The sequence below is a fragment of the Salmonella enterica subsp. diarizonae genome (genome assembly GCF_008692785.1).
Lineage (GTDB): Bacteria > Pseudomonadota > Gammaproteobacteria > Enterobacterales > Enterobacteriaceae > Salmonella > Salmonella diarizonae.
The window spans coordinates 113,006-130,618 of record NZ_VXJV01000002.1 but is presented as its reverse complement, the minus strand read 5'-3'; the positions used below and the strand labels follow the sequence as shown (position 1 = coordinate 130,618).

The 17,613-nt window shown below is 49.1% G+C and carries 15 protein-coding genes, 1 other RNA gene and 1 pseudogene; 8 read left to right on the top strand and 9 right to left on the bottom strand.

The annotated features are described in order from the left end of the window. Positions 1–145: 145 nt before the first annotated feature. From ydiK to aroD, 3 genes are all read left to right on the top strand, one after another. Positions 146–1,264 (top strand): AI-2E family transporter YdiK, encoded by a 1,119-nt coding sequence (ydiK, locus tag F4V72_RS04585; RefSeq protein ID WP_023248041.1) that lies wholly within the window; start codon positions 146–148, stop codon positions 1,262–1,264. A 182-nt stretch (positions 1,265–1,446) separates the two neighbouring features. Further along, positions 1,447–1,554, top strand: an RNA gene (rprA, locus tag F4V72_RS04580) — antisense sRNA RprA. Positions 1,555–1,615: 61 nt separating this feature from the next. Beyond that, entirely contained in the window at positions 1,616–2,374 is a 759-nt protein-coding gene (aroD, locus tag F4V72_RS04575; protein ID WP_053508108.1) for a type I 3-dehydroquinate dehydratase, read from the top strand. A 99-nt stretch (positions 2,375–2,473) separates the two neighbouring features. Here the strand turns inward: aroD and ppsA are convergent, their stop codons facing one another. Further along, a complete protein-coding gene (gene ppsA, locus F4V72_RS04570; RefSeq protein WP_136058246.1) occupies positions 2,474–4,852 on the bottom strand; it encodes a phosphoenolpyruvate synthase in 2,379 nt (792 codons plus the stop codon). 336 nt (positions 4,853–5,188) lie between these two features. On the opposite strand from ppsA, the gene ppsR reads away from it, so the two are divergent. The 3 genes from ppsR (at position 5,189) to hemP (ending at position 7,571) form a co-directional block, all read left to right on the top strand. Continuing rightward, a complete protein-coding gene (gene ppsR / locus F4V72_RS04565; protein WP_023248038.1) occupies positions 5,189–6,022 on the top strand; it encodes a posphoenolpyruvate synthetase regulatory kinase/phosphorylase PpsR in 834 nt (277 codons plus the stop codon). 155 nt (positions 6,023–6,177) lie between these two features. Beyond that, positions 6,178–7,224 carry a 3-deoxy-7-phosphoheptulonate synthase AroH gene (gene aroH / locus F4V72_RS04560; protein WP_023248037.1) on the top strand — a complete coding sequence of 349 codons (1,047 nt, stop codon included), beginning with the start codon at positions 6,178–6,180 and terminating at the stop codon, positions 7,222–7,224. 155 nt (positions 7,225–7,379) lie between these two features. Continuing rightward, a complete protein-coding gene (gene hemP / locus F4V72_RS04555; RefSeq protein ID WP_023248036.1) occupies positions 7,380–7,571 on the top strand; it encodes a hemin uptake protein HemP in 192 nt (63 codons plus the stop codon). 35 nt (positions 7,572–7,606) lie between these two features. On the opposite strand, the gene selO is transcribed toward hemP, so the two are convergent. From selO to btuC, 6 genes are all read right to left on the bottom strand, one after another. Further along, positions 7,607–9,049, bottom strand: coding sequence for a protein adenylyltransferase SelO (selO, locus tag F4V72_RS04550; RefSeq protein WP_023248035.1), 1,443 nt, complete (start codon positions 9,047–9,049; stop codon positions 7,607–7,609). Between the two features lie 64 nt (positions 9,050–9,113). Further along, positions 9,114–9,824, bottom strand: coding sequence for an anti-FlhDC factor YdiV (gene ydiV, locus F4V72_RS04545; protein ID WP_023248034.1), 711 nt, complete (start codon positions 9,822–9,824; stop codon positions 9,114–9,116). A gap of 311 nt (positions 9,825–10,135) precedes the next feature. Beyond that, a complete protein-coding gene (locus tag F4V72_RS04540; RefSeq protein ID WP_023186823.1) occupies positions 10,136–10,600 on the bottom strand; it encodes a C40 family peptidase in 465 nt (154 codons plus the stop codon). A 76-nt stretch (positions 10,601–10,676) separates the two neighbouring features. Beyond that, complete coding sequence (gene btuD / locus F4V72_RS04535; protein ID WP_023248033.1) at positions 10,677–11,426, bottom strand: vitamin B12 ABC transporter ATP-binding protein BtuD; 750 nt, start codon at positions 11,424–11,426, stop codon at positions 10,677–10,679. Next, on the bottom strand, positions 11,426–11,977 hold the full coding sequence (locus F4V72_RS04530; protein WP_080070601.1) for a glutathione peroxidase: 552 nt from the start codon (positions 11,975–11,977) through the stop codon (positions 11,426–11,428). The genes btuD and F4V72_RS04530 overlap by 1 nt, the downstream gene beginning before the upstream one ends. Positions 11,978–12,068: 91 nt before the next feature. Then, the gene (gene btuC / locus F4V72_RS04525) at positions 12,069–13,049 is read right to left on the bottom strand and encodes a vitamin B12 ABC transporter permease BtuC (RefSeq protein WP_023248031.1); all 981 of its coding nucleotides are present in this window, start codon (positions 13,047–13,049) and stop codon (positions 12,069–12,071) included. 680 nt (positions 13,050–13,729) lie between these two features. Here btuC and F4V72_RS04520 point away from each other — a divergent pair. Further along, positions 13,730–15,088 (top strand): hypothetical protein, encoded by a 1,359-nt coding sequence (locus F4V72_RS04520; protein ID WP_080168442.1) that lies wholly within the window; start codon positions 13,730–13,732, stop codon positions 15,086–15,088. Positions 15,089–16,077: 989 nt separating this feature from the next. Here F4V72_RS04520 and F4V72_RS24315 read toward each other — a convergent pair. After that, positions 16,078–16,664 (bottom strand): annotated as a pseudogene (locus F4V72_RS24315) (phage portal protein); the annotation flags it as partial. Between the two features lie 154 nt (positions 16,665–16,818). Here F4V72_RS24315 and F4V72_RS04505 point away from each other — a divergent pair. Beyond that, the gene (locus F4V72_RS04505) at positions 16,819–16,959 is read left to right on the top strand and encodes a Hok/Gef family protein (protein ID WP_023248028.1); all 141 of its coding nucleotides are present in this window, start codon (positions 16,819–16,821) and stop codon (positions 16,957–16,959) included. A gap of 354 nt (positions 16,960–17,313) precedes the next feature. Here F4V72_RS04505 and ihfA read toward each other — a convergent pair whose 3' ends face one another. Next, positions 17,314–17,613, bottom strand: a complete 300-nt coding sequence (gene ihfA, locus F4V72_RS04500) for an integration host factor subunit alpha (RefSeq protein ID WP_001229266.1) — start codon at positions 17,611–17,613, stop codon at positions 17,314–17,316.

The following is a 17,613-nucleotide window of genomic DNA, read 5'->3' as shown; positions in this document are numbered from 1 at the left end:
CACATTTTTTTCCTGTGCGCCCAACAGAATTACATGCAGAATCGGCCTGTTAAAAACCGCTGAAATTGCTCATCATTATAGGGTGTGGTTTGCATGTTCACGTCGCGCCAACGTTCTGGCGCAAAGACAAAGGTGAAAAGTATTTATGGTAAATGTTCGTCAGCCCAGGGATATTGCGCAAGTGCTGCTATCGGTGCTGTTTTTAGCCATCATGATTGTGGCCTGTTTGTGGATAGTACAGCCTTTTATTTTAGGGTTTGCATGGGCAGGTACGATTGTTATCGCGACCTGGCCCGTTTTGCTGAAATTACAAAAAATATTGTGGGGCCGCCGCTCGCTTGCCGTACTGGTCATGACGTTGCTGTTAGTGCTGCTCTTCGTTATTCCCGTCGCCTTGCTGGTTAACAGCATTGTCGATGGTAGCGGCCCGCTCATCCATGCAGTGACTGGCGGCGATATGACGCTACCCGATCTTGCATGGTTAAATAATATTCCGTTGGTTGGCGCCAAACTGTATGCCGGATGGCATAGTCTGCTGGATATGGGCGGTAGCGCTATTATGGCGAAAGTGCGTCCTTATATCGGCACAACCACGACCTGGTTTGTCGGTCAGGCGGCGCATATAGGACGCTTTATGATGCACTGCGCCCTGATGCTGTTGTTTAGCGCCCTGCTTTACTGGCGCGGCGAACAAGTGGCGATGGGAATACGCCATTTTGCCTGTCGTCTCGCGGCTAAACGCGGCGATGCGGCGGTTCTGCTGGCTGCCCAGGCGATCCGTGCCGTGGCGCTTGGCGTGGTTGTCACCGCGCTGGTACAGGCAGTACTTGGCGGCGTCGGGCTGGCGATTTCCGGCGTGCCTTACGCTACCCTGTTGACGGTAGTGATGATCCTTTCGTGTCTGGTTCAATTAGGGCCGTTGCCGGTACTGATTCCAGCCATTATCTGGCTTTACTGGACAGGCGACACCACCTGGGGCACCGTACTGCTGGTATGGAGCGCCGTCGTCGGCACTCTGGATAACGTGATTCGCCCGGTACTCATCCGCATGGGCGCCGATTTACCGCTGCTTCTGATCCTTTCCGGAGTGATCGGTGGCCTGATTGCATTCGGCATGATTGGTCTGTTTATTGGACCGGTGCTTCTGGCCGTGACCTGGCGTTTGTTCTCCGCGTGGGTAAATGAAATTCCGGCGCCAACGAATGAACCAGAGGAGATCCTTGAAGAGCTGGATGAAATCGAGGAAGCCAACAAACAGTCATAATCCAGTCGGGCGGCATCGCCGCCCGATGCTTTAGCGACGTTTATCAATTCAACGCACTCCCCATTTTGATTCGCCTGTCTGCTCCCCACCACATCTCATTTCTGTCTCAAATTCGTTACAGTTTTTAAACTATTGAGACGAATCTGATCGACGCAAAAAGTGCTCATGCCTACTATTAGCACACGGTTATAAATCAACGCATTGATTTATAAGCATGGAAATCCCCTGAGTGAAACAACGAATTGCTGTGTGTAGTCTTTGCCCGTCTCCCACGATGGGCTTTTTTTTTACTTCAAGCGGCCAGCCTCACCGTTCATAATGGCGAGAAGAAAAAAAACCGACAGGACACGCATGAAAACCGTCACCGTAAAAAATCTTATCATTGGCGAAGGGATGCCCAAAATTATCGTGTCGTTGATGGGGAGAGACATCAACAGCGTGAAAGCGGAAGCGCTGGCCTACCGCGAAGCCACATTCGATATTCTGGAGTGGCGCGTGGATCACTTTATGGATATCGCATCGACTCAATCCGTTCTTACCGCTGCGCGTGCTATCCGCGATGCGATGCCTGACATTCCGTTACTGTTTACTTTCCGCAGCGCCAAAGAAGGCGGCGAGCAGACGATAACCACTCAGCATTATCTCGCGCTTAATCGTGCCGCAATCGACAGCGGCCTGGTCGATATGATCGATCTTGAGCTATTTACCGGTGATGCTGACGTTAAAGCCACTGTCGATTATGCCCACGCGCATAATGTTTATGTCGTGATGTCTAACCACGATTTTCACCAGACGCCGTCCGCAGAGGAAATGGTTCGGCGGCTACGTAAAATGCAAGCGCTCGGCGCGGATATTCCCAAGATTGCCGTTATGCCGCAAAGCAAGCATGATGTATTAACGTTACTCACTGCCACGCTGGAGATGCAGCAACGCTACGCCGACCGTCCGGTAATTACTATGTCGATGGCGAAAGAGGGTGTCATTTCACGTCTGGCAGGGGAAGTGTTTGGCTCTGCCGCCACGTTTGGCGCGGTGAAGCAGGCTTCGGCGCCGGGGCAAATCGCCGTTAATGATCTACGCAGCGTATTAATGATTCTGCACAACGCCTGACCCGGCATAATGCCGGCGTCGAGCGGCATACGCCCTATCCGGCCTACACAACATGTTTCTTGTGCAGGCCGGATAAGCATAGCGTTATCTGGCCGCGGTTTACTTCTTCAGTTCCGCCAGACTCAGCCAGGTCTGAACCACGGTATCCGGGTTCAGCGACAGGCTGTCGATCCCCTCTTCCATCAGCCAGGCAGCAAAGTCTTCATGGTCAGACGGCCCCTGACCGCAAATTCCAACATATTTGCCCTGTTTTTTTGCCGCGCGAATCGCCATCGACAGCAGCGCTTTCACCGCGTCGTTACGCTCGTCAAACAGTTCGGAAACCACGCCGGAATCGCGATCCAACCCCAGCGCCAGTTGTGTCATGTCGTTAGAACCAATCGAGAATCCATCAAAATATTCGAGGAACTGTTCAGCCAGCAAGGCATTGGACGGAATCTCGCACATCATGATGATCTTCAACCCATTCTCGCCGCGTTTGAGCCCCTGACGCGCCAGCTCTTCGACGACCGCTTTCGCCTGGTCGACCGTCCGCACGAACGGGATCATGATTTCGACGTTGGTAAGGCCCATATCGTTGCGCACGCGTTTCACCGCTTCACATTCCAGTGCAAAACAATCGCGGAAACTTTCTGCGACGTAACGACCCGCGCCGCGGAAGCCCAGCATCGGGTTTTCTTCATGCGGCTCATAGCGTTCGCCGCCGACCAGGTTGGCGTATTCGTTGGACTTAAAGTCAGACAGGCGAACGATGACGCGTTTCGGGTAGAAGGCCGCGCCTAACGTCGCGATCCCTTCCGTCAGTCGACCAACGTAAAATTCACGCGGCGAGTCAAACCCCTTCATCATCTCACGAATGTCGTTTTGCAGCGCGGCATCCTGGTCGTCAAACTCCAGCAGCGCGCGCGGGTGAACGCCAATCATACGGTTAATGATGAATTCCAGTCGCGCCAGACCTACACCTTCATTCGGCAGGCAGGCAAAGTCAAATGCCCTGTCCGGGTTGCCAACGTTCATCATTACCTTCAGCGGTAGCTCTGGCATGGTATCTACGCTGGAGCTTTTTACGCTGAAATCCAACATGTCAGCATAAACATAACCGGTATCACCTTCCGCGCAGGAGACGGTCACTTTTTCGCCATCTTTCATGCGTTCGGTGGCGTCGCCACAGCCGACTACCGCCGGAATGCCCAATTCGCGGGCGATAATCGCCGCGTGACAGGTTCGCCCGCCACGGTTAGTGACAATCGCCGCCGCTTTTTTCATGATCGGTTCCCAGTCCGGGTCGGTCATGTCGGTGACAAGGACATCACCAGGCTCAATACGGTTCATTTCGCCGATATCATGAATAACTTTCACCGTACCCGCGCCGATACGATGACCAATGGCGCGACCTTCGGCAATGATTTTCCCCTGCGCATGTAGCGTATAACGCTCCATCACCTGGCCGCGAGAGCGCACGGTTTCCGGACGTGCCTGCACAATAAAGAGCTTACCGGTATGACCGTCTTTCGCCCATTCGATATCCATCGGACGACCATAGTGCTGCTCAATCTGCACCGCCTGTTTCGCCAGTTCCTGCACTTCTCCGTTGGTGAGCGAGAAAATGTCGCGCTGTTCCTGCGGCACATCTTCAATCTTCACTTGCTTGCCGTGTTCCTGAGTGGCGGCGTAAACCATGCGGATTTTTTTCGACCCCATGGTGCGCCGCACGATGGCCGGACGGCCTGCCGCCAGGGTTGGCTTATGCACATAAAATTCATCCGGGTTAACCGCGCCCTGCACCACCATTTCACCCAAACCCCATGCCGAGGTGATAAAGACCACCTGGTCAAAGCCGGATTCGGTATCGATAGAGAACATCACCCCTGACGAGGCGAGATCGGAGCGAACCATTCGCTGCACGCCAGCGGAAAGCGCTACGCCGCGATGATCATATCCCTGGTGAACGCGATAAGAGATGGCACGATCGTTAAACAGAGAAGCAAATACGTGTTTCACTGCTACCAGTACCGCATCGAAGCCCTGAACGTTAAGAAACGTTTCTTGCTGACCCGCAAACGAAGCATCTGGCATATCTTCCGCCGTAGCGGAGGAGCGTACGGCAAAAGAGGCATTTTCATCATCCGACGAAAGCTGCGCATAGGCATCGCGGATAGCGTTTTCCAGCGTCGGCTGGAAAGGAGTGTCGATAATCCACTGGCGGATCTGCGCGCCCGCTTTCGCCAACTGGGAGACATCATCAACATCCGTCTTATCCAGCAGTTCATAAATGCGCTGGTTTACGCCGCTTTGATCCAAAAACTGGTTAAACGCATCAGCAGTGGTTGCAAAACCATTCGGTACGGATACGCCCATGCCGGAAAGGTTAGTAATCATTTCACCCAGGGAGGCATTTTTGCCCCCAACTCTGTCTACATCATTCATGCCGAGTTGGTTATACCAAAGCACCAGCGGTGACGAGCCATTGTTGGACATCGAACAATCCTTTTGTGATAAATGAACGAGTTTAAGAAACACATAATTGCGTATTTATCCTGGCATACTTAAACCCGCGAAAAAAACGGTGAATCGTTCAAGCAAATTTATTTTTTCATTTTTTCAGATTGTTTACGTATTTGCGCAAACCCACGCATGGCGCGGCATTCCCTTAATAACCCTCGGTATAAACTGCGTTTCCAGGAAATGAAACACACTTTTCATTAATTATAAAAAGCATATGTCATTTTATAAAATAAGCGACAAATTATACGTTTCCCGTTACTTTTAATTTATGCTTTCAGATAATTATGTTTACTCTTCAGGATGAACAGAATGGATAATGTTGTTGATCGCCATGTTTTCTATATTTCTGATGGTACCGCCATCACCGCCGAGGTTCTGGGTCACGCGGTTATGTCGCAGTTTCCGGTGACGATCAGCAGCATCACGCTGCCATTCGTGGAAAACGAAAGTCGCGCCCGCGCCGTCAAAGACCAAATTGACGCCATTTATCAACAAACCGGTGTTCGCCCGCTGGTGTTTTACTCGATTGTTTTACCTGAAATTCGCGCCATCATCTTACAGAGCGAAGGGTTCTGCCAGGATATCGTCCAGGCGCTGGTGGCGCCGCTTCAGCAGGAGATGAAACTGGACCCGACGCCGATCGCTCATCGTACTCATGGGCTTAATCCGGGTAATCTGAACAAGTATGACGCCCGTATTGCCGCTATCGATTATACCCTGGCGCATGATGATGGCATTTCGTTGCGCAACCTCGATCAAGCCCAGGTGATTTTACTTGGCGTTTCGCGCTGTGGAAAAACGCCCACCAGCCTCTATCTGGCGATGCAATTTGGTATTCGCGCGGCTAACTACCCTTTTATCGCCGATGACATGGATAATCTGACGCTGCCGACATCGTTAAAACCTTTGCAACATAAACTGTTCGGACTGACGATTAACCCTGAACGCCTGGCGGCTATTCGCGAAGAACGCCGTGAAAACAGTCGCTACGCCTCGTTGCGTCAGTGCCGCATGGAAGTGGCGGAAGTCGAAGCGCTGTATCGCAAAAATCAGATCCCCTGCCTGAACAGTACCAATTATTCCGTTGAAGAGATAGCCACCAAAATTCTCGACATTATGGGGCTTAATCGCAGGATGTACTAATAAACTAGTTCAATGGATTGTTTTTTGTTATCATGCCGTTCTGCCTGCGGGGTGTGACACGCCTCGCACTTGAAATCAGCAGGGATTGGTTTATCGTGATGCCCATCACTTCCCGGTAGTCCTGCCGTTGAAGCAACAAATTTCTGAGACTTGTAATGAACAGAACCGACGAACTCCGTACTGCGCGTATCGACAGCCTGGTGACACCGACCGAACTCGCGCAGCGGTATCCTGTATCTACCTCCGTCGCCAGTCACGTCACCGACTCCCGACGCCGGATAGAAAAAATTTTAAATGGTGAAGATCCACGGCTACTGGTCATTATTGGCCCCTGTTCGATTCACGATCTGAATGCTGCCATGGAATACGCAACGCAGCTCCAGGCGCAACGCCAAAAGCATCAGGCACGTCTGGAGATCGTAATGCGCACCTATTTTGAAAAACCGCGCACCGTAGTGGGATGGAAAGGCCTGATTTCCGATCCCGACTTGAATGGAAGTTACCGCGTCAATCATGGGCTTGAACTGGCGCGTCGCTTGCTATTGCAGGTGAACGAACTGGGAGTACCGACCGCCACAGAATTTCTTGATATGGTCACCGGCCAGTTTATTGCCGATCTGATCAGTTGGGGAGCGATTGGCGCGCGTACCACCGAAAGCCAGATCCATCGGGAAATGGCCTCTGCGCTCTCTTGCCCGGTCGGCTTTAAAAATGGTACGGATGGCAACACTCGCATTGCCGTTGACGCCATTCGCGCCTCCCGCGCCAGCCATATGTTTCTCTCGCCGGATAAAGACGGACAGATGACTATCTACCAGACGAGTGGAAATCCGTATGGGCACATCATCATGCGCGGCGGTAAAAAACCGAACTACCACGCTGAAGATATTGCCGCCGCCTGCGATACGTTGCATGAATTTGATCTGCCGGAACATCTGGTCGTCGACTTCAGCCACGGCAACTGTCAAAAACAGCATCGCCGCCAGTTGGACGTATGTGATGATATTTGCCAGCAGATTCGTAATGGTTCCACGGGGATTGCCGGGATTATGGCAGAGAGTTTTTTGCGGGAAGGCACGCAAAAAATTATCAGCGGCCAACCATTAGTGTATGGTCAGTCCATTACCGATCCCTGCCTGAACTGGGAAGATACGGAAGTTCTGTTGGAAAAACTCGCCGCTGCGGTAGACAGCCGCTTTTAATACCCCGCCCATCCTGCCGGGATGGGCATTTCTTCGACACTTTGCCTGCCCTTTTCTCTACGCGCGTACGCTTCCCTCACAGAATTAGCACTTGCTGTTACCGCATTAATTATTGATAATAATAATCATTGTGAGTTTGATTATTGATAAACATCATGCCGCGTATGGATAACACCGAATTGCCCCACCCTAAGGAAATAGCCAATGAAACGCTTCTCCCTGCCGCTGAACGGCGCGTCAACAGTCAGGCGCTATTAGGTCCGGACGGCAAAGTCATTATCGATCACAACGGTCAGGAGTATCTGCTGCGCAAAACTCAGGCCGGCAAGCTACTGTTAACCAAATAACGTTCCCGCCAGCAGACGATTCTGCTGGCGTCAGGCTAACTTGAACAACTGACTTCCAGCCGCTTTCCCCACTCCGGCGGTCGGCTGGCATAGTCATCATCTCGATCGGTAAAAGGCTGTCGTAAAACTTCATGCAACCGATGCAGTTCCGCCATGTCTCCCTGTTCAGCCGCATCTATCGCGCGTTGCGCCAGCCAGTTGCGCAATACTACCGCGGGATTCACGCTTTGCATCTGCTGTTGACGCAGCGCATCATCCACCGCCTCTGTGCGCAATCGCGCCCGGTAGCGGTCGAACCAGGCATCGAACGCCGCGCGATCGATAAACGTATCCCGCAACGGCGATGAGGCGCTCTGTTGCTCCGTATGGCTTAACATCCGAAATGTACGGGTATAATCACTCCCTTCGCGCGCCATCAGGCTAAACAATTCATTCAGTAAAACGTTATCGTCTTTTTGCCCGGTAAAGAAGCCCAGCTTCTGTCGCATTCGCTGCCCGTAGTGCGTTAACAACGCATCCTGGTAGCGATCCAGCGCTCTGTTTAAAGCGTCGATCTCAATAAAAGGGGTTAACGTCTGCGCCAGACGTTGTAAATTCCACAGCGCCACCGCCGGTTGATTATCGAAGCGGTAACGTCCCTGATGATCGGAATGGTTACCAATGAAGCCAGGATCGTAGTCGTCGAGAAAACCAAAGGGACCATAGTCGATAGTCAGCCCCAGAATCGACATGTTATCCGTATTCATAACGCCGTGCGCAAAACCGACGGTTTGCCACTCGGCGATGAGTCTTCCGGTACGCGCCGCCACCTCTTCAAACCACAAATCATACTTTTCCGGCGCATCCTGCCATTGCGGCCAGTAATGACGAAGAGCGAAATCGGCCAGTTGCTGAACTTTTTCCGGCTCACGGCGGTAGTAGAAATGTTCGAAATGACCAAAACGCATATGACTTTGCGCCAGTCGCATTAACATCGCGCCCGCTTCCTGCGTCTCTCGCTGAACAGGCGTATCGCTGGTTACGATAGATAACGCGCGTGTAGTGGGGATACCCAGATAATGCATGGCTTCGCTGGCAAGGCTTTCTCGTATGGTTGAACGCAGGACGGCACGTCCATCCCCCATTCGCGAATAGGGTGTTAATCCGGCGCCTTTCAGATGCCAGTCGAGGGCCGAGCCATCCGCCAGGAGCTGTTCGCCCAGCAAAATACCGCGTCCATCACCGAGTTGCCCGGCCCAGACGCCGAACTGATGCCCGCTATATACCTGCGCGACAGGCGACATGCCGGGCAATAAGATTTCACCGCCCCAAACGCCAGCGCCGTTTGTAACGTCAAATAGCGAAGCGGGAATGGCTAACTGCTGCGCCAGTTTGTCATTATACCAAATCAGACGCGCATTTTTTAACGGTGTGGGTAAAAGCGCGGTATACGTTGCTGGCAGTTCATCGCGCCAACGGGCAGTAAAAGACAGGGTCATAGGGCCTCCTGTCTCCAGTGTAGACGGTTAATCACCGGTTAAACACCGGCAAACAGAAAGGTTATCACTGAACGAGTTTAATTAGCTGGCTTACCGGCACCGGAGGCCATAGTCCTCCCTGAAATGCGCTAAATCCCAATGGCGCAGCGCGTGCAAACATCGCCTCATTATCAATGCCGGCAATCATCAGAGATTCGCAGCTAGAGGAGATCTGTGCAACTATAGCGTGCATGAACGGTTCGAATGAGATCATTTCAGCACGCTGCTGAATAAAATTTTTATCCAACATGACTCGCTTGAAAAGCCCATCGAAAATAGCTTTAGTTGACGCTTCTCCTGCCCCAAAATTTGCCAGCATTAATGGGAAATGCATTGCCAGATTGGCTAACGTTTCATTCTCTTTACCCTGGTTTAATCCAGGATAATTCTCATTTATAGCCAATTCAAGAAACGGAAAACGCGCCGCCCTGGAAAAAAGTTCGCTATCTAATAATAATAAGCCACTAATTGCGGGGGGTAAATTAAGCCATGCAATAAGTTTATGCTGAATAAAAAAGTGTTGGCACGTTTCTAACAGTGCAAGTTTTTCAACAAACAGACAGTATTGTTCCTCCACCGAAAGGCGTGGCACTACCAACTCAGTCGGCATCCGCACAGCACCGTCTTCAGTAGCAAACGTCGCAATAATTTCTAAGCCAGCAAGCCGAGCGTTTTTATCCATTGCAGGAAGGAAAAAGAGTTCGGAATGGTAAAGCTCATCAAGTGAAGCAATCATTACGCCAGTCCCATAGTTAGGGCGTTATTCGCCATCCAGTCACTACGGACGGAAACAGACGTAACTTCAGATACTAATTGAAGCGTCATCATTTTTCTTTTTACCGGTAAACCGGTTCCTTTTTTAACTTACTCTGATTATAAACCAATATCCAACGTTGTACTTTTAACAGGGCGTGAACATGCCCATTTTTAATAGAAGTATGTTTGTAAATGCTACGGTTATATCATTATATAGGATGACAGCAGACGTCATAAGTTCAACCAGCGATATGCTAAAAATAGACCATAAAAATTATGTCGTCTGCGAGATTAAATTCGTCGTGCCTGCCAGAAGCTTTTCCGCCAGTACACATTATCCAGCGATGAACGCATCACGCCACGGCTGGTAGAGGCATGAATAAACTCATTATTTGTATCGTAAATACCAACGTGTAAACCACTTTCGCCTGAACCGGTTTTAAAGAAAACCAAATCTCCGGGAAGCAATTCATCTTTATCGATTCTGGTGCCAATTTTTGATTGTTCACGCGTATCGCGCGGCAACTGCAAATCAAACTTGTCGCGCATAGTGACGACCACAAAACCGGAACAGTCCACGCCTCTGCGACTCATACCACCATAGCGATATGGCGTGCCGCGCCAGGACTGCAACTGATCGTTAAGACCTGCAATGACGGTAATCGAGTCTGATAACCTGGCATTTGGTGCCGGTGCCTGATGAGTACTGCATCCTGCCAGGAATAATGCTGTGATAACAAGAAGCCAAAAACGCATGCCGCAACAATCCTCTGTTTTTATTCTGGTATTAATTTAGCGTCGAAATTACCTGCTTTTCAAGAAACGATTTCACTTAAGTGGCCGATATGAGCATTTGATGCCCCTCGACGTCGAGTCGTCGAAAGCACATTCCGTAAGCTTGCGCCAGATAAGAGGGGGTGAGCACCTCCTCCCGGCGGCCGCAGGCAATGAGTTTACCGCGCTTTAGTAACCAGGCTTTATGCGCATGGCGCAGCGTGTGGTTCAGATCATGACTGCTCATTACAATCGCGATTCCAGCCTGACACAATTGATGCAATACCCGGTCCAGAGCGTTTTGTTGCGCAACATCAAGGCTATTCATCGGCTCATCAAGTAACAATAACTGACCGACCGGATTAGCGTCGGGATGAATTTGTAGTACGACAGCAGCAAGGCGAACACGCTGCCACTCGCCGCCGGAAAGCTGATTGACGCTTCGCCCCAGTTTGTCGCCCAATCCAAGCATATCGGCCACCTCGTTAAGCTGCCCGGTTCGCATTTTGTCAGGTTGATGCAATGTCAGGTAATGCCAGACTGGCATGGCGAACGGCGGATTTTGCTGTTGCGCAAGATAAGCACGGTGTTGGGCAAGCTTTGCCGCCGCCCATGTATCCAGCAACGCTCCGCCAAATCTAATACTCCCCTCACCGGAGGTTAACCCCGCCATACGCGCCAGCAGAGTACTTTTCCCGGCACCGTTCGGCCCAACAAGGTGAAGAATCTCTCCTGCACTTACTTCGCCGGAAAGCGGCCCCAGGCGGGTGCTCTCGGCGACATCCTTTAATTGCATCAATTGAGACATTATTTTGCCAACGCGATTTTTATACTTTCCATCACAATGGGATCTTCAGGCGTCATATCCGGTGAAAAACGCTGTACCACCTGACCATCCCGGCCTACCAAAAATTTTTCAAAATTCCACAGAATATCATCCGGATAGAGTGGCGTACGCCCTTTGCTCACCATCCGTTCGTAAAAACCACTCTTCTCCGGCGCAACGGCCGTTGGCGCAGCGGCTATCAGTTTTTGATACAGAGGATGGCGTGTTTCGCCATTCACATCGATTTTGCTGAACATCGGGAACGTTACGCCCCAGGTGCTGGCGCAGTAGGTTTTAATCTCTTCTTCGCTGCCTGGCTCCTGCCCCATAAACTGGTTGCAGGGGAAGCCCAACACAACAACCCCCTGATCTGCCCACGCTTTCTGGATATTTTCCAACTGTTCATATTGTGGCGTCAGACCGCATCTGGAGGCGACATTCACAATGAGCAGCACTTTTCCGGCGTATTTTTCAAGCGTAGTGGCCTCTCCATCAATCGTCGTAACGTGAGTATTAAGAAGCGAGTTTTGCATGGTGTCTCCCTGATGTCGGTAAAATAGTGGGTTTCATCGTTAGCCTTTAATCATAGACTGCGAATGATGAAAACAGTTGTTTACCAATGCGCTAACGCGCGGATTTGAGCAACAGCCAGATAAACACCGGCGCGCCCAACGTGGCGGTGACAACTCCGATAGGCAGTTCAGCCGACGCCAGCGCCAGCCGGGCGACCACATCAGCTAATAGCAGGGCGATAGCCCCGGCCAGCGCGCAGCCGGGAAGTAAAACCCGATGATCGGTTAAACCGCATAAACGCAGGATATGCGGAATAACCAGGCCAATAAATCCAATCGCCCCCGCCATCGCCACGCTAACGCCCACCATCCAGCCGGTAGCGACGACCAACAGATTGCGCCAGAACCACAGCGGCAGGCCGAGCTGACGGGCCGAGGTTTCCCCTAGCACCAGCATATTCATCGGTTGCGACTGGCAACATATCCAGATCAGCACCGGGATGAGCGCAATCATCAGCCAGCTCTGCTGCCAGTCAACGCCGCCAAATCCTCCCATCATCCAGTACATTAATTGCCGCAGATCGAAAGAGGTGGAAAAATAGATAGCCCATGTCATCAGAGCGCTACAGATAATGCCCAGCGCGACGCCCGCCAACAGCAAACGGCTGGTAGAGAGATGGCGGCGCGCAAAACGCAGCAGAATTAACGTAATAGTGAGCGCGCCGGCTATGGCGCACAGCCCCAGCGACCATCCTGGCAGTTGCCCCTGCCCCAACAAGACGGCGGCAATAAGCCCAACACCAGCCCCATTCGAAACGCCGAGCAGGCCCGGTTCGGCAAGCGGGTTTTCAAACAGCGCCTGCATCACGGCGCCAGATAGCGCCAGCGCAGCGCCAACCAGTAATACAGCAAGCGTACGGGGAAGGCGAATTTGCCAGACAAACAGTTCTCCCCGGGCGCTTAACCAGTCACCTGGAGCAATCCACTGTTCGCCTGCGCATAAGCTCAGCAGTGTAGCCAGTAGCACCAGCAGTGACAGGCTCAGAAGCCAGCGAAGGTTTCGTCGCTGTTGTTGGCGGGCAAAAGTCAGCATGTTATCCATTTAGCTGAAAAGAGGTAGCGTGATTTTACGGTGGGTATTCCCTACTTGAAAGAAAAAAGGCCGCAATGCTGCCATATTAGTCCCGGTAAAATCAATAATTTACATTTAAAACAACCACTTACTTAAACAATAAACCACACATAAACACGGATTGTACTATAGAAGCGGTCACTTTGTGGATCAATGCGAAACATATTTTGCTATCAGAAAAGCAACAACAGCGGTCACAATGACGGAACCTACAGGAATAATAATCGCACTCCATTTCCATTTTGTATTGTCATCAACTCTATCGAACCGCCTGTTCACGTCCTCCGCAATCCGCTCGCAGCGCTTGTCCATTTGTGGACTGCCCCTACTACAGTCAGTATCCAGCTTTCAGGAGAAAATTCGCAGCATAAAAATCTTCAGTAAATTTCAATCCTGCAAATCGTGGCAGGTAACAATAATGCCTCGATATTATTAAACATCTCTTTTTATATGTTATTTAAGCATTATTTAGTTAATCCAGATGATAATACCAATTAGCTCATAATCGTAATAGTTTGTTTGATCATTGAAGTTTTCAAATGCTGTACTCGCTCAATCAAGACAAGGTTTCATGATGGCAACTCAAAATTTTGTAAGATGATTAACCATGTGTTTTAACGCGTTCACTCAGGAGGTATAAAATGACAACAACACTTAATAACAATATAAAAGAATATTTCATAAAAAATAATTGTAAATATGAATTGCAACCCGACGTTACTTTTCCAGTAACAATTCCTGCAAACCAGGACATTCTTATCAAGGTTGCCGGCAATGACACTACCCTTGTTGACGAAGAGCGGTGGAGTTCTCACGAAAAAACTTTACTCCCCTCGCTTATAACAAGTATAGGAAATAATGCAAAAGTTAAAATAGAAATAACACAATGTTCAAATGTCACCATTAACAAAAGATTATCGTTAGGTTCCTCCATTAATCAAAATGGAAGCAAGTCACAAGCTGCCCTTATTGATTCAGTCATTACTGGAACCATAGGACGTAATGTAACTTTAAAAATATTAATTGTAGACTCGGCCAATATCATACTCAATGCGCAAGATAGCAGCTTAATTATTAATGACGCCGATCTAATTAAAGAAATAATTAATATAGATGATGGGGACAACCCTCTTGATAATTTTAAACTAGATGTAGAATTAATAAATTGCGCTAACATTCATTGTCCAGAAGATAATAAGGAGTGTGGAGTTGTTTCTATAAATGATGGTCAGTTAATAGACGAAATACTTGATTGTGGGGAAATAAAAAACAAGAGTAATATAAATATCAAAATAAAAGACAGTGCAAACGCACATGTCAACTCTATAAATATAGTTGAAGGAGAGTTAGTGGATGAGTTAATAGATTGTTTATCCATTGCAGATAGCTCTGTTGAAATCAAAATATCATCATCTGTATCAACATCTGCAAATACAATTTCTATTACAGAAGGGGAGTTGCTCGATGAAACAATGGACGTTAAAAACCATATCAGAAACAGTAAAATTGATGCAACAATCACCAATTCCGCAAATGCTTTCTACTCGGCGACAATGACTATTACAGGAGGGGAATTAATAGATGAGATAATAGACACTAATGAGATAACAAATTCAAAAATTGAAATAAAATTAACCACTAGTGGCTGTGCATCATACATTGGAAATAACGCAGGTCACACTTTTACCTTAACAAATGGTGAGTTGATCGATGAGATTATCGACTGTTCCAATAATATTAGTGATAATAACCCTATATCAATCACTGTAGAAAACAGCGCCAATCTAATAACACAAAACTCTTCAAACCACGTTCCAGTCTTGAATATAACTAATAGTCAACTATTGGATGAGTTAGTCGACTGCCCAAATATCAACAATAACTCTATAACTGTTGAAATATCATCTTCAGGAAACATTGCATTAGCGAATTCAATTTTAAATTCTTCTAATATGAATTTAATAGAACGTATAATTGATACAGAAAACACTACGAAATGACTAAGGAGATTGAAATGGCTATTAGCATCGGAAACACTGTAACTACGAATGTTTGCAAGAGTTTTAATTTACTCTGCATTTTTTCTGTCCCGTTAGGAGAACTAATAAATACAAATAATTTATTTGATAGTAATTTTTTAAAAAACAACAATATCTACTCCACAATTTCTTCCTCAGGTGAAACACCCATTTCAGATGATTTTATTCAAGCCAAACCATGCTTCCCGCTATCGACCTAAGCAGACGGAGAAACCAGGTAAAAACAATAAATTAGCAATCAGAAGTAATATGATAAATATCAGAAAGGAAGCCATTGACAATGAAAATAATAATTCAAATAATACTACCACCAACTTTTATTTTTTCGTTCGTCAATGGTTCCTCTTTATGAATACACAGGATCGGTTCACTGATCCGCTCGCCACAAGCCCAGATTAGCGAACCGCGCAGCGGTGAGTCTGCCAGGGCGAAGAAGCGGAATTACTGATGACCTGAACATTTACGCGCCGCAACCTGAATAAAAGCGTTTATCCGGCGCGCAAAATGGTACTCATATAACTGATTGCAAAGCTGCACAATAGCGCACAATTTTGCACAATTTTTTTGTGCCTATTTTTTGCCCTTTCCGGCCTGTACTGGCGCGGTCTGAGGCCGGATCGGTGCGTGCACAAAAATTGAAGCGTTTGCCGCGCACAGGTGACGGGGGAACAGCCCACGCAACGGCGGCTGGAAGGCAACCCGTCGAAAACATAGCTAAATCGCCGTGTGAGCGCCTTTGTGTACGACGAACTGGCTCGCATTCGATTGCTAAGGCGTGCACCTGTCTGCGTGATGCTGAGGCGTTATTTTTAAAGAGAGATTAAGTGAAGGCGTGGCCGCTAACGTGCTGAGATCCGGCAGGTTAATAAGCAGAAAGCAGGCAGGGATAGTGAAAAAATTTATGCTGTATAGTGTGGCAGGTCATGGTCAGCGATAACCTGCCAGAGGTATCAGGCGCTGTTCTGTTCCAGTAGTGCGTAAGGGTTAAAGCGTACCACCTCTTCGCCAGGCCAGTCATTGATATATTTGAGGGCTTCCATTGCCGGATTAAGTTCATTGATAGCGAAGACGCGCACTGCTTTTTCTATGTCGCCAAACATCCCTTCTCGCCCGGCATAGCACCCAGCAATTGCGGCGGTACGCGATGAAAGGTCGGCACATCATCACGCGAAGACGCTTTGATATTCATAAACTCATCTTTGGCGGTGATTTGCTGGAATGGCAGGATCTACACCCCGTCTTTGCCCCCGCCAGTGATCGGGATCAGCAGGTTTTTAAACGCGCCGCCGCCCCGCGATTCCGTTAACGTTTTTTTCAGCGCTTCCATGCTCTCGCGGTTAACGGCGGCTGTTCCGATGTGGATAATGCAGCCCGCGTGTGAGCCGTTGTCATAGTAGTATTTGCGAAACTGATCCGCAGAACGTGAGAGACTGGCCGACAGCAACGCCCCGATATATTCAAGCATTCCGTAGATCTCCTGACTGATATCGGGATTAATGATGTGGCAGACCTCCCCGCACCGGAAGGCATAAACATCCCTACCGGATTCAGTGTACCAAGTCGCGGGTGCCTTCGATGCTGGTCGGAGGTCCACTGGAAAGGCCCCGGAAACATTACTGTTAACCGAGGCCCTAACCGTCTACCCTAAGCAAGTGATAGGTTAGTGCCTCTCCGAAAAACGAGCAAGCGCCATGCTGCAAAAACCGTTACTGGTCATCACAATTTTTGTGGTGATAGTCCTCACATTCTCCATGCTGCATGGATCGTTATGTGAAGTGCGTATGAAGTTTTGGGGAGCGGAGTTTGCGGCGTTCTTACAATGTAAGCAGTAAGGAAACCGCGACGGGGGTGCAATCCCTCGTCATTCGGTTGTTTAAGGTGACAATCGTAAGGCACCCTTTCTCTACCGGGTATGTACGAAGTCAAAAAGTCGAAGCCCACGACGTCAAACCGTGGGCTTTTTTTGCATTCTGAATTTAAAAACGTGGTCACCTTGAGGATTATTCAAGCGCAAAAACAATTAATAATCAATAAGTTACATGAAGAAAAAAGGCCGCAATGCGGCCTTTTTAGTTATACGCGTCATCTTTCAGGCTGACAGATACGCTGTCATCCCGCTGATCTACTTTCGGAATGGCAGCGTATCTGCCGCAATGCACCCTGATGGATGTTATGCCTGGATCTGATTACTCTTCTTTGGGCGAAGCGTTTTCGACCCGGCTCTTTAACTTCTGTCCGGGTCTGAAGGTCACCACGCGCCGTGCTGTAATAGGAATATCTTCACCCGTTTTCGGGTTACGCCCCGGACGTTGATTTTTATCACGCAGATCGAAGTTACCAAAACCAGAGAGTTTCACCTGCTCACCGTTTTCCAGAGCACGACGGATCTCTTCGAAAAACAGTTCAACCAGTTCTTTGGCATCCCGCTTGCTAAGCCCAAGCTTATCAAACAGATATTCTGACATTTCAGCTTTTGTAAGCGCCAT

Excerpts from the sequence above, each read along its gene's own strand:
- ppsR (WP_023248038.1), top strand. The coding sequence starts at position 5,189 with ATGGATAATGTTGTTGATCGCCATGTTTTCTATATTTCTGATGGTACC.
- F4V72_RS04505 (WP_023248028.1), top strand. The coding sequence starts at position 16,819 with ATGCTGCAAAAACCGTTACTGGTCATCACAATTTTTGTGGTGATAGTC.
- aroD (WP_053508108.1), top strand. The coding sequence starts at position 1,616 with ATGAAAACCGTCACCGTAAAAAATCTTATCATTGGCGAAGGGATGCCC.
- F4V72_RS04540 (WP_023186823.1), bottom strand. The coding sequence starts at position 10,600 with ATGCGTTTTTGGCTTCTTGTTATCACAGCATTATTCCTGGCAGGATGC.
- selO (WP_023248035.1), bottom strand. The coding sequence starts at position 9,049 with ATGACCCTGTCTTTTACTGCCCGTTGGCGCGATGAACTGCCAGCAACG.
- ppsA (WP_136058246.1), bottom strand. The coding sequence starts at position 4,852 with ATGTCCAACAATGGCTCGTCACCGCTGGTGCTTTGGTATAACCAACTC.
- btuD (WP_023248033.1), bottom strand. The coding sequence starts at position 11,426 with ATGTCTCAATTGATGCAATTAAAGGATGTCGCCGAGAGCACCCGCCTG.
- ydiV (WP_023248034.1), bottom strand. The coding sequence starts at position 9,824 with ATGATTGCTTCACTTGATGAGCTTTACCATTCCGAACTCTTTTTCCTT.
- ydiK (WP_023248041.1), top strand. The coding sequence starts at position 146 with ATGGTAAATGTTCGTCAGCCCAGGGATATTGCGCAAGTGCTGCTATCG.
- aroH (WP_023248037.1), top strand. The coding sequence starts at position 6,178 with ATGAACAGAACCGACGAACTCCGTACTGCGCGTATCGACAGCCTGGTG.
- F4V72_RS04530 (WP_080070601.1), bottom strand. The coding sequence starts at position 11,977 with ATGCAAAACTCGCTTCTTAATACTCACGTTACGACGATTGATGGAGAG.
- hemP (WP_023248036.1), top strand. The coding sequence starts at position 7,380 with ATGCCGCGTATGGATAACACCGAATTGCCCCACCCTAAGGAAATAGCC.
- btuC (WP_023248031.1), bottom strand. The coding sequence starts at position 13,049 with ATGCTGACTTTTGCCCGCCAACAACAGCGACGAAACCTTCGCTGGCTT.
- ihfA (WP_001229266.1), bottom strand. The coding sequence starts at position 17,613 with ATGGCGCTTACAAAAGCTGAAATGTCAGAATATCTGTTTGATAAGCTT.
- F4V72_RS04520 (WP_080168442.1), top strand. The coding sequence starts at position 13,730 with ATGACAACAACACTTAATAACAATATAAAAGAATATTTCATAAAAAAT.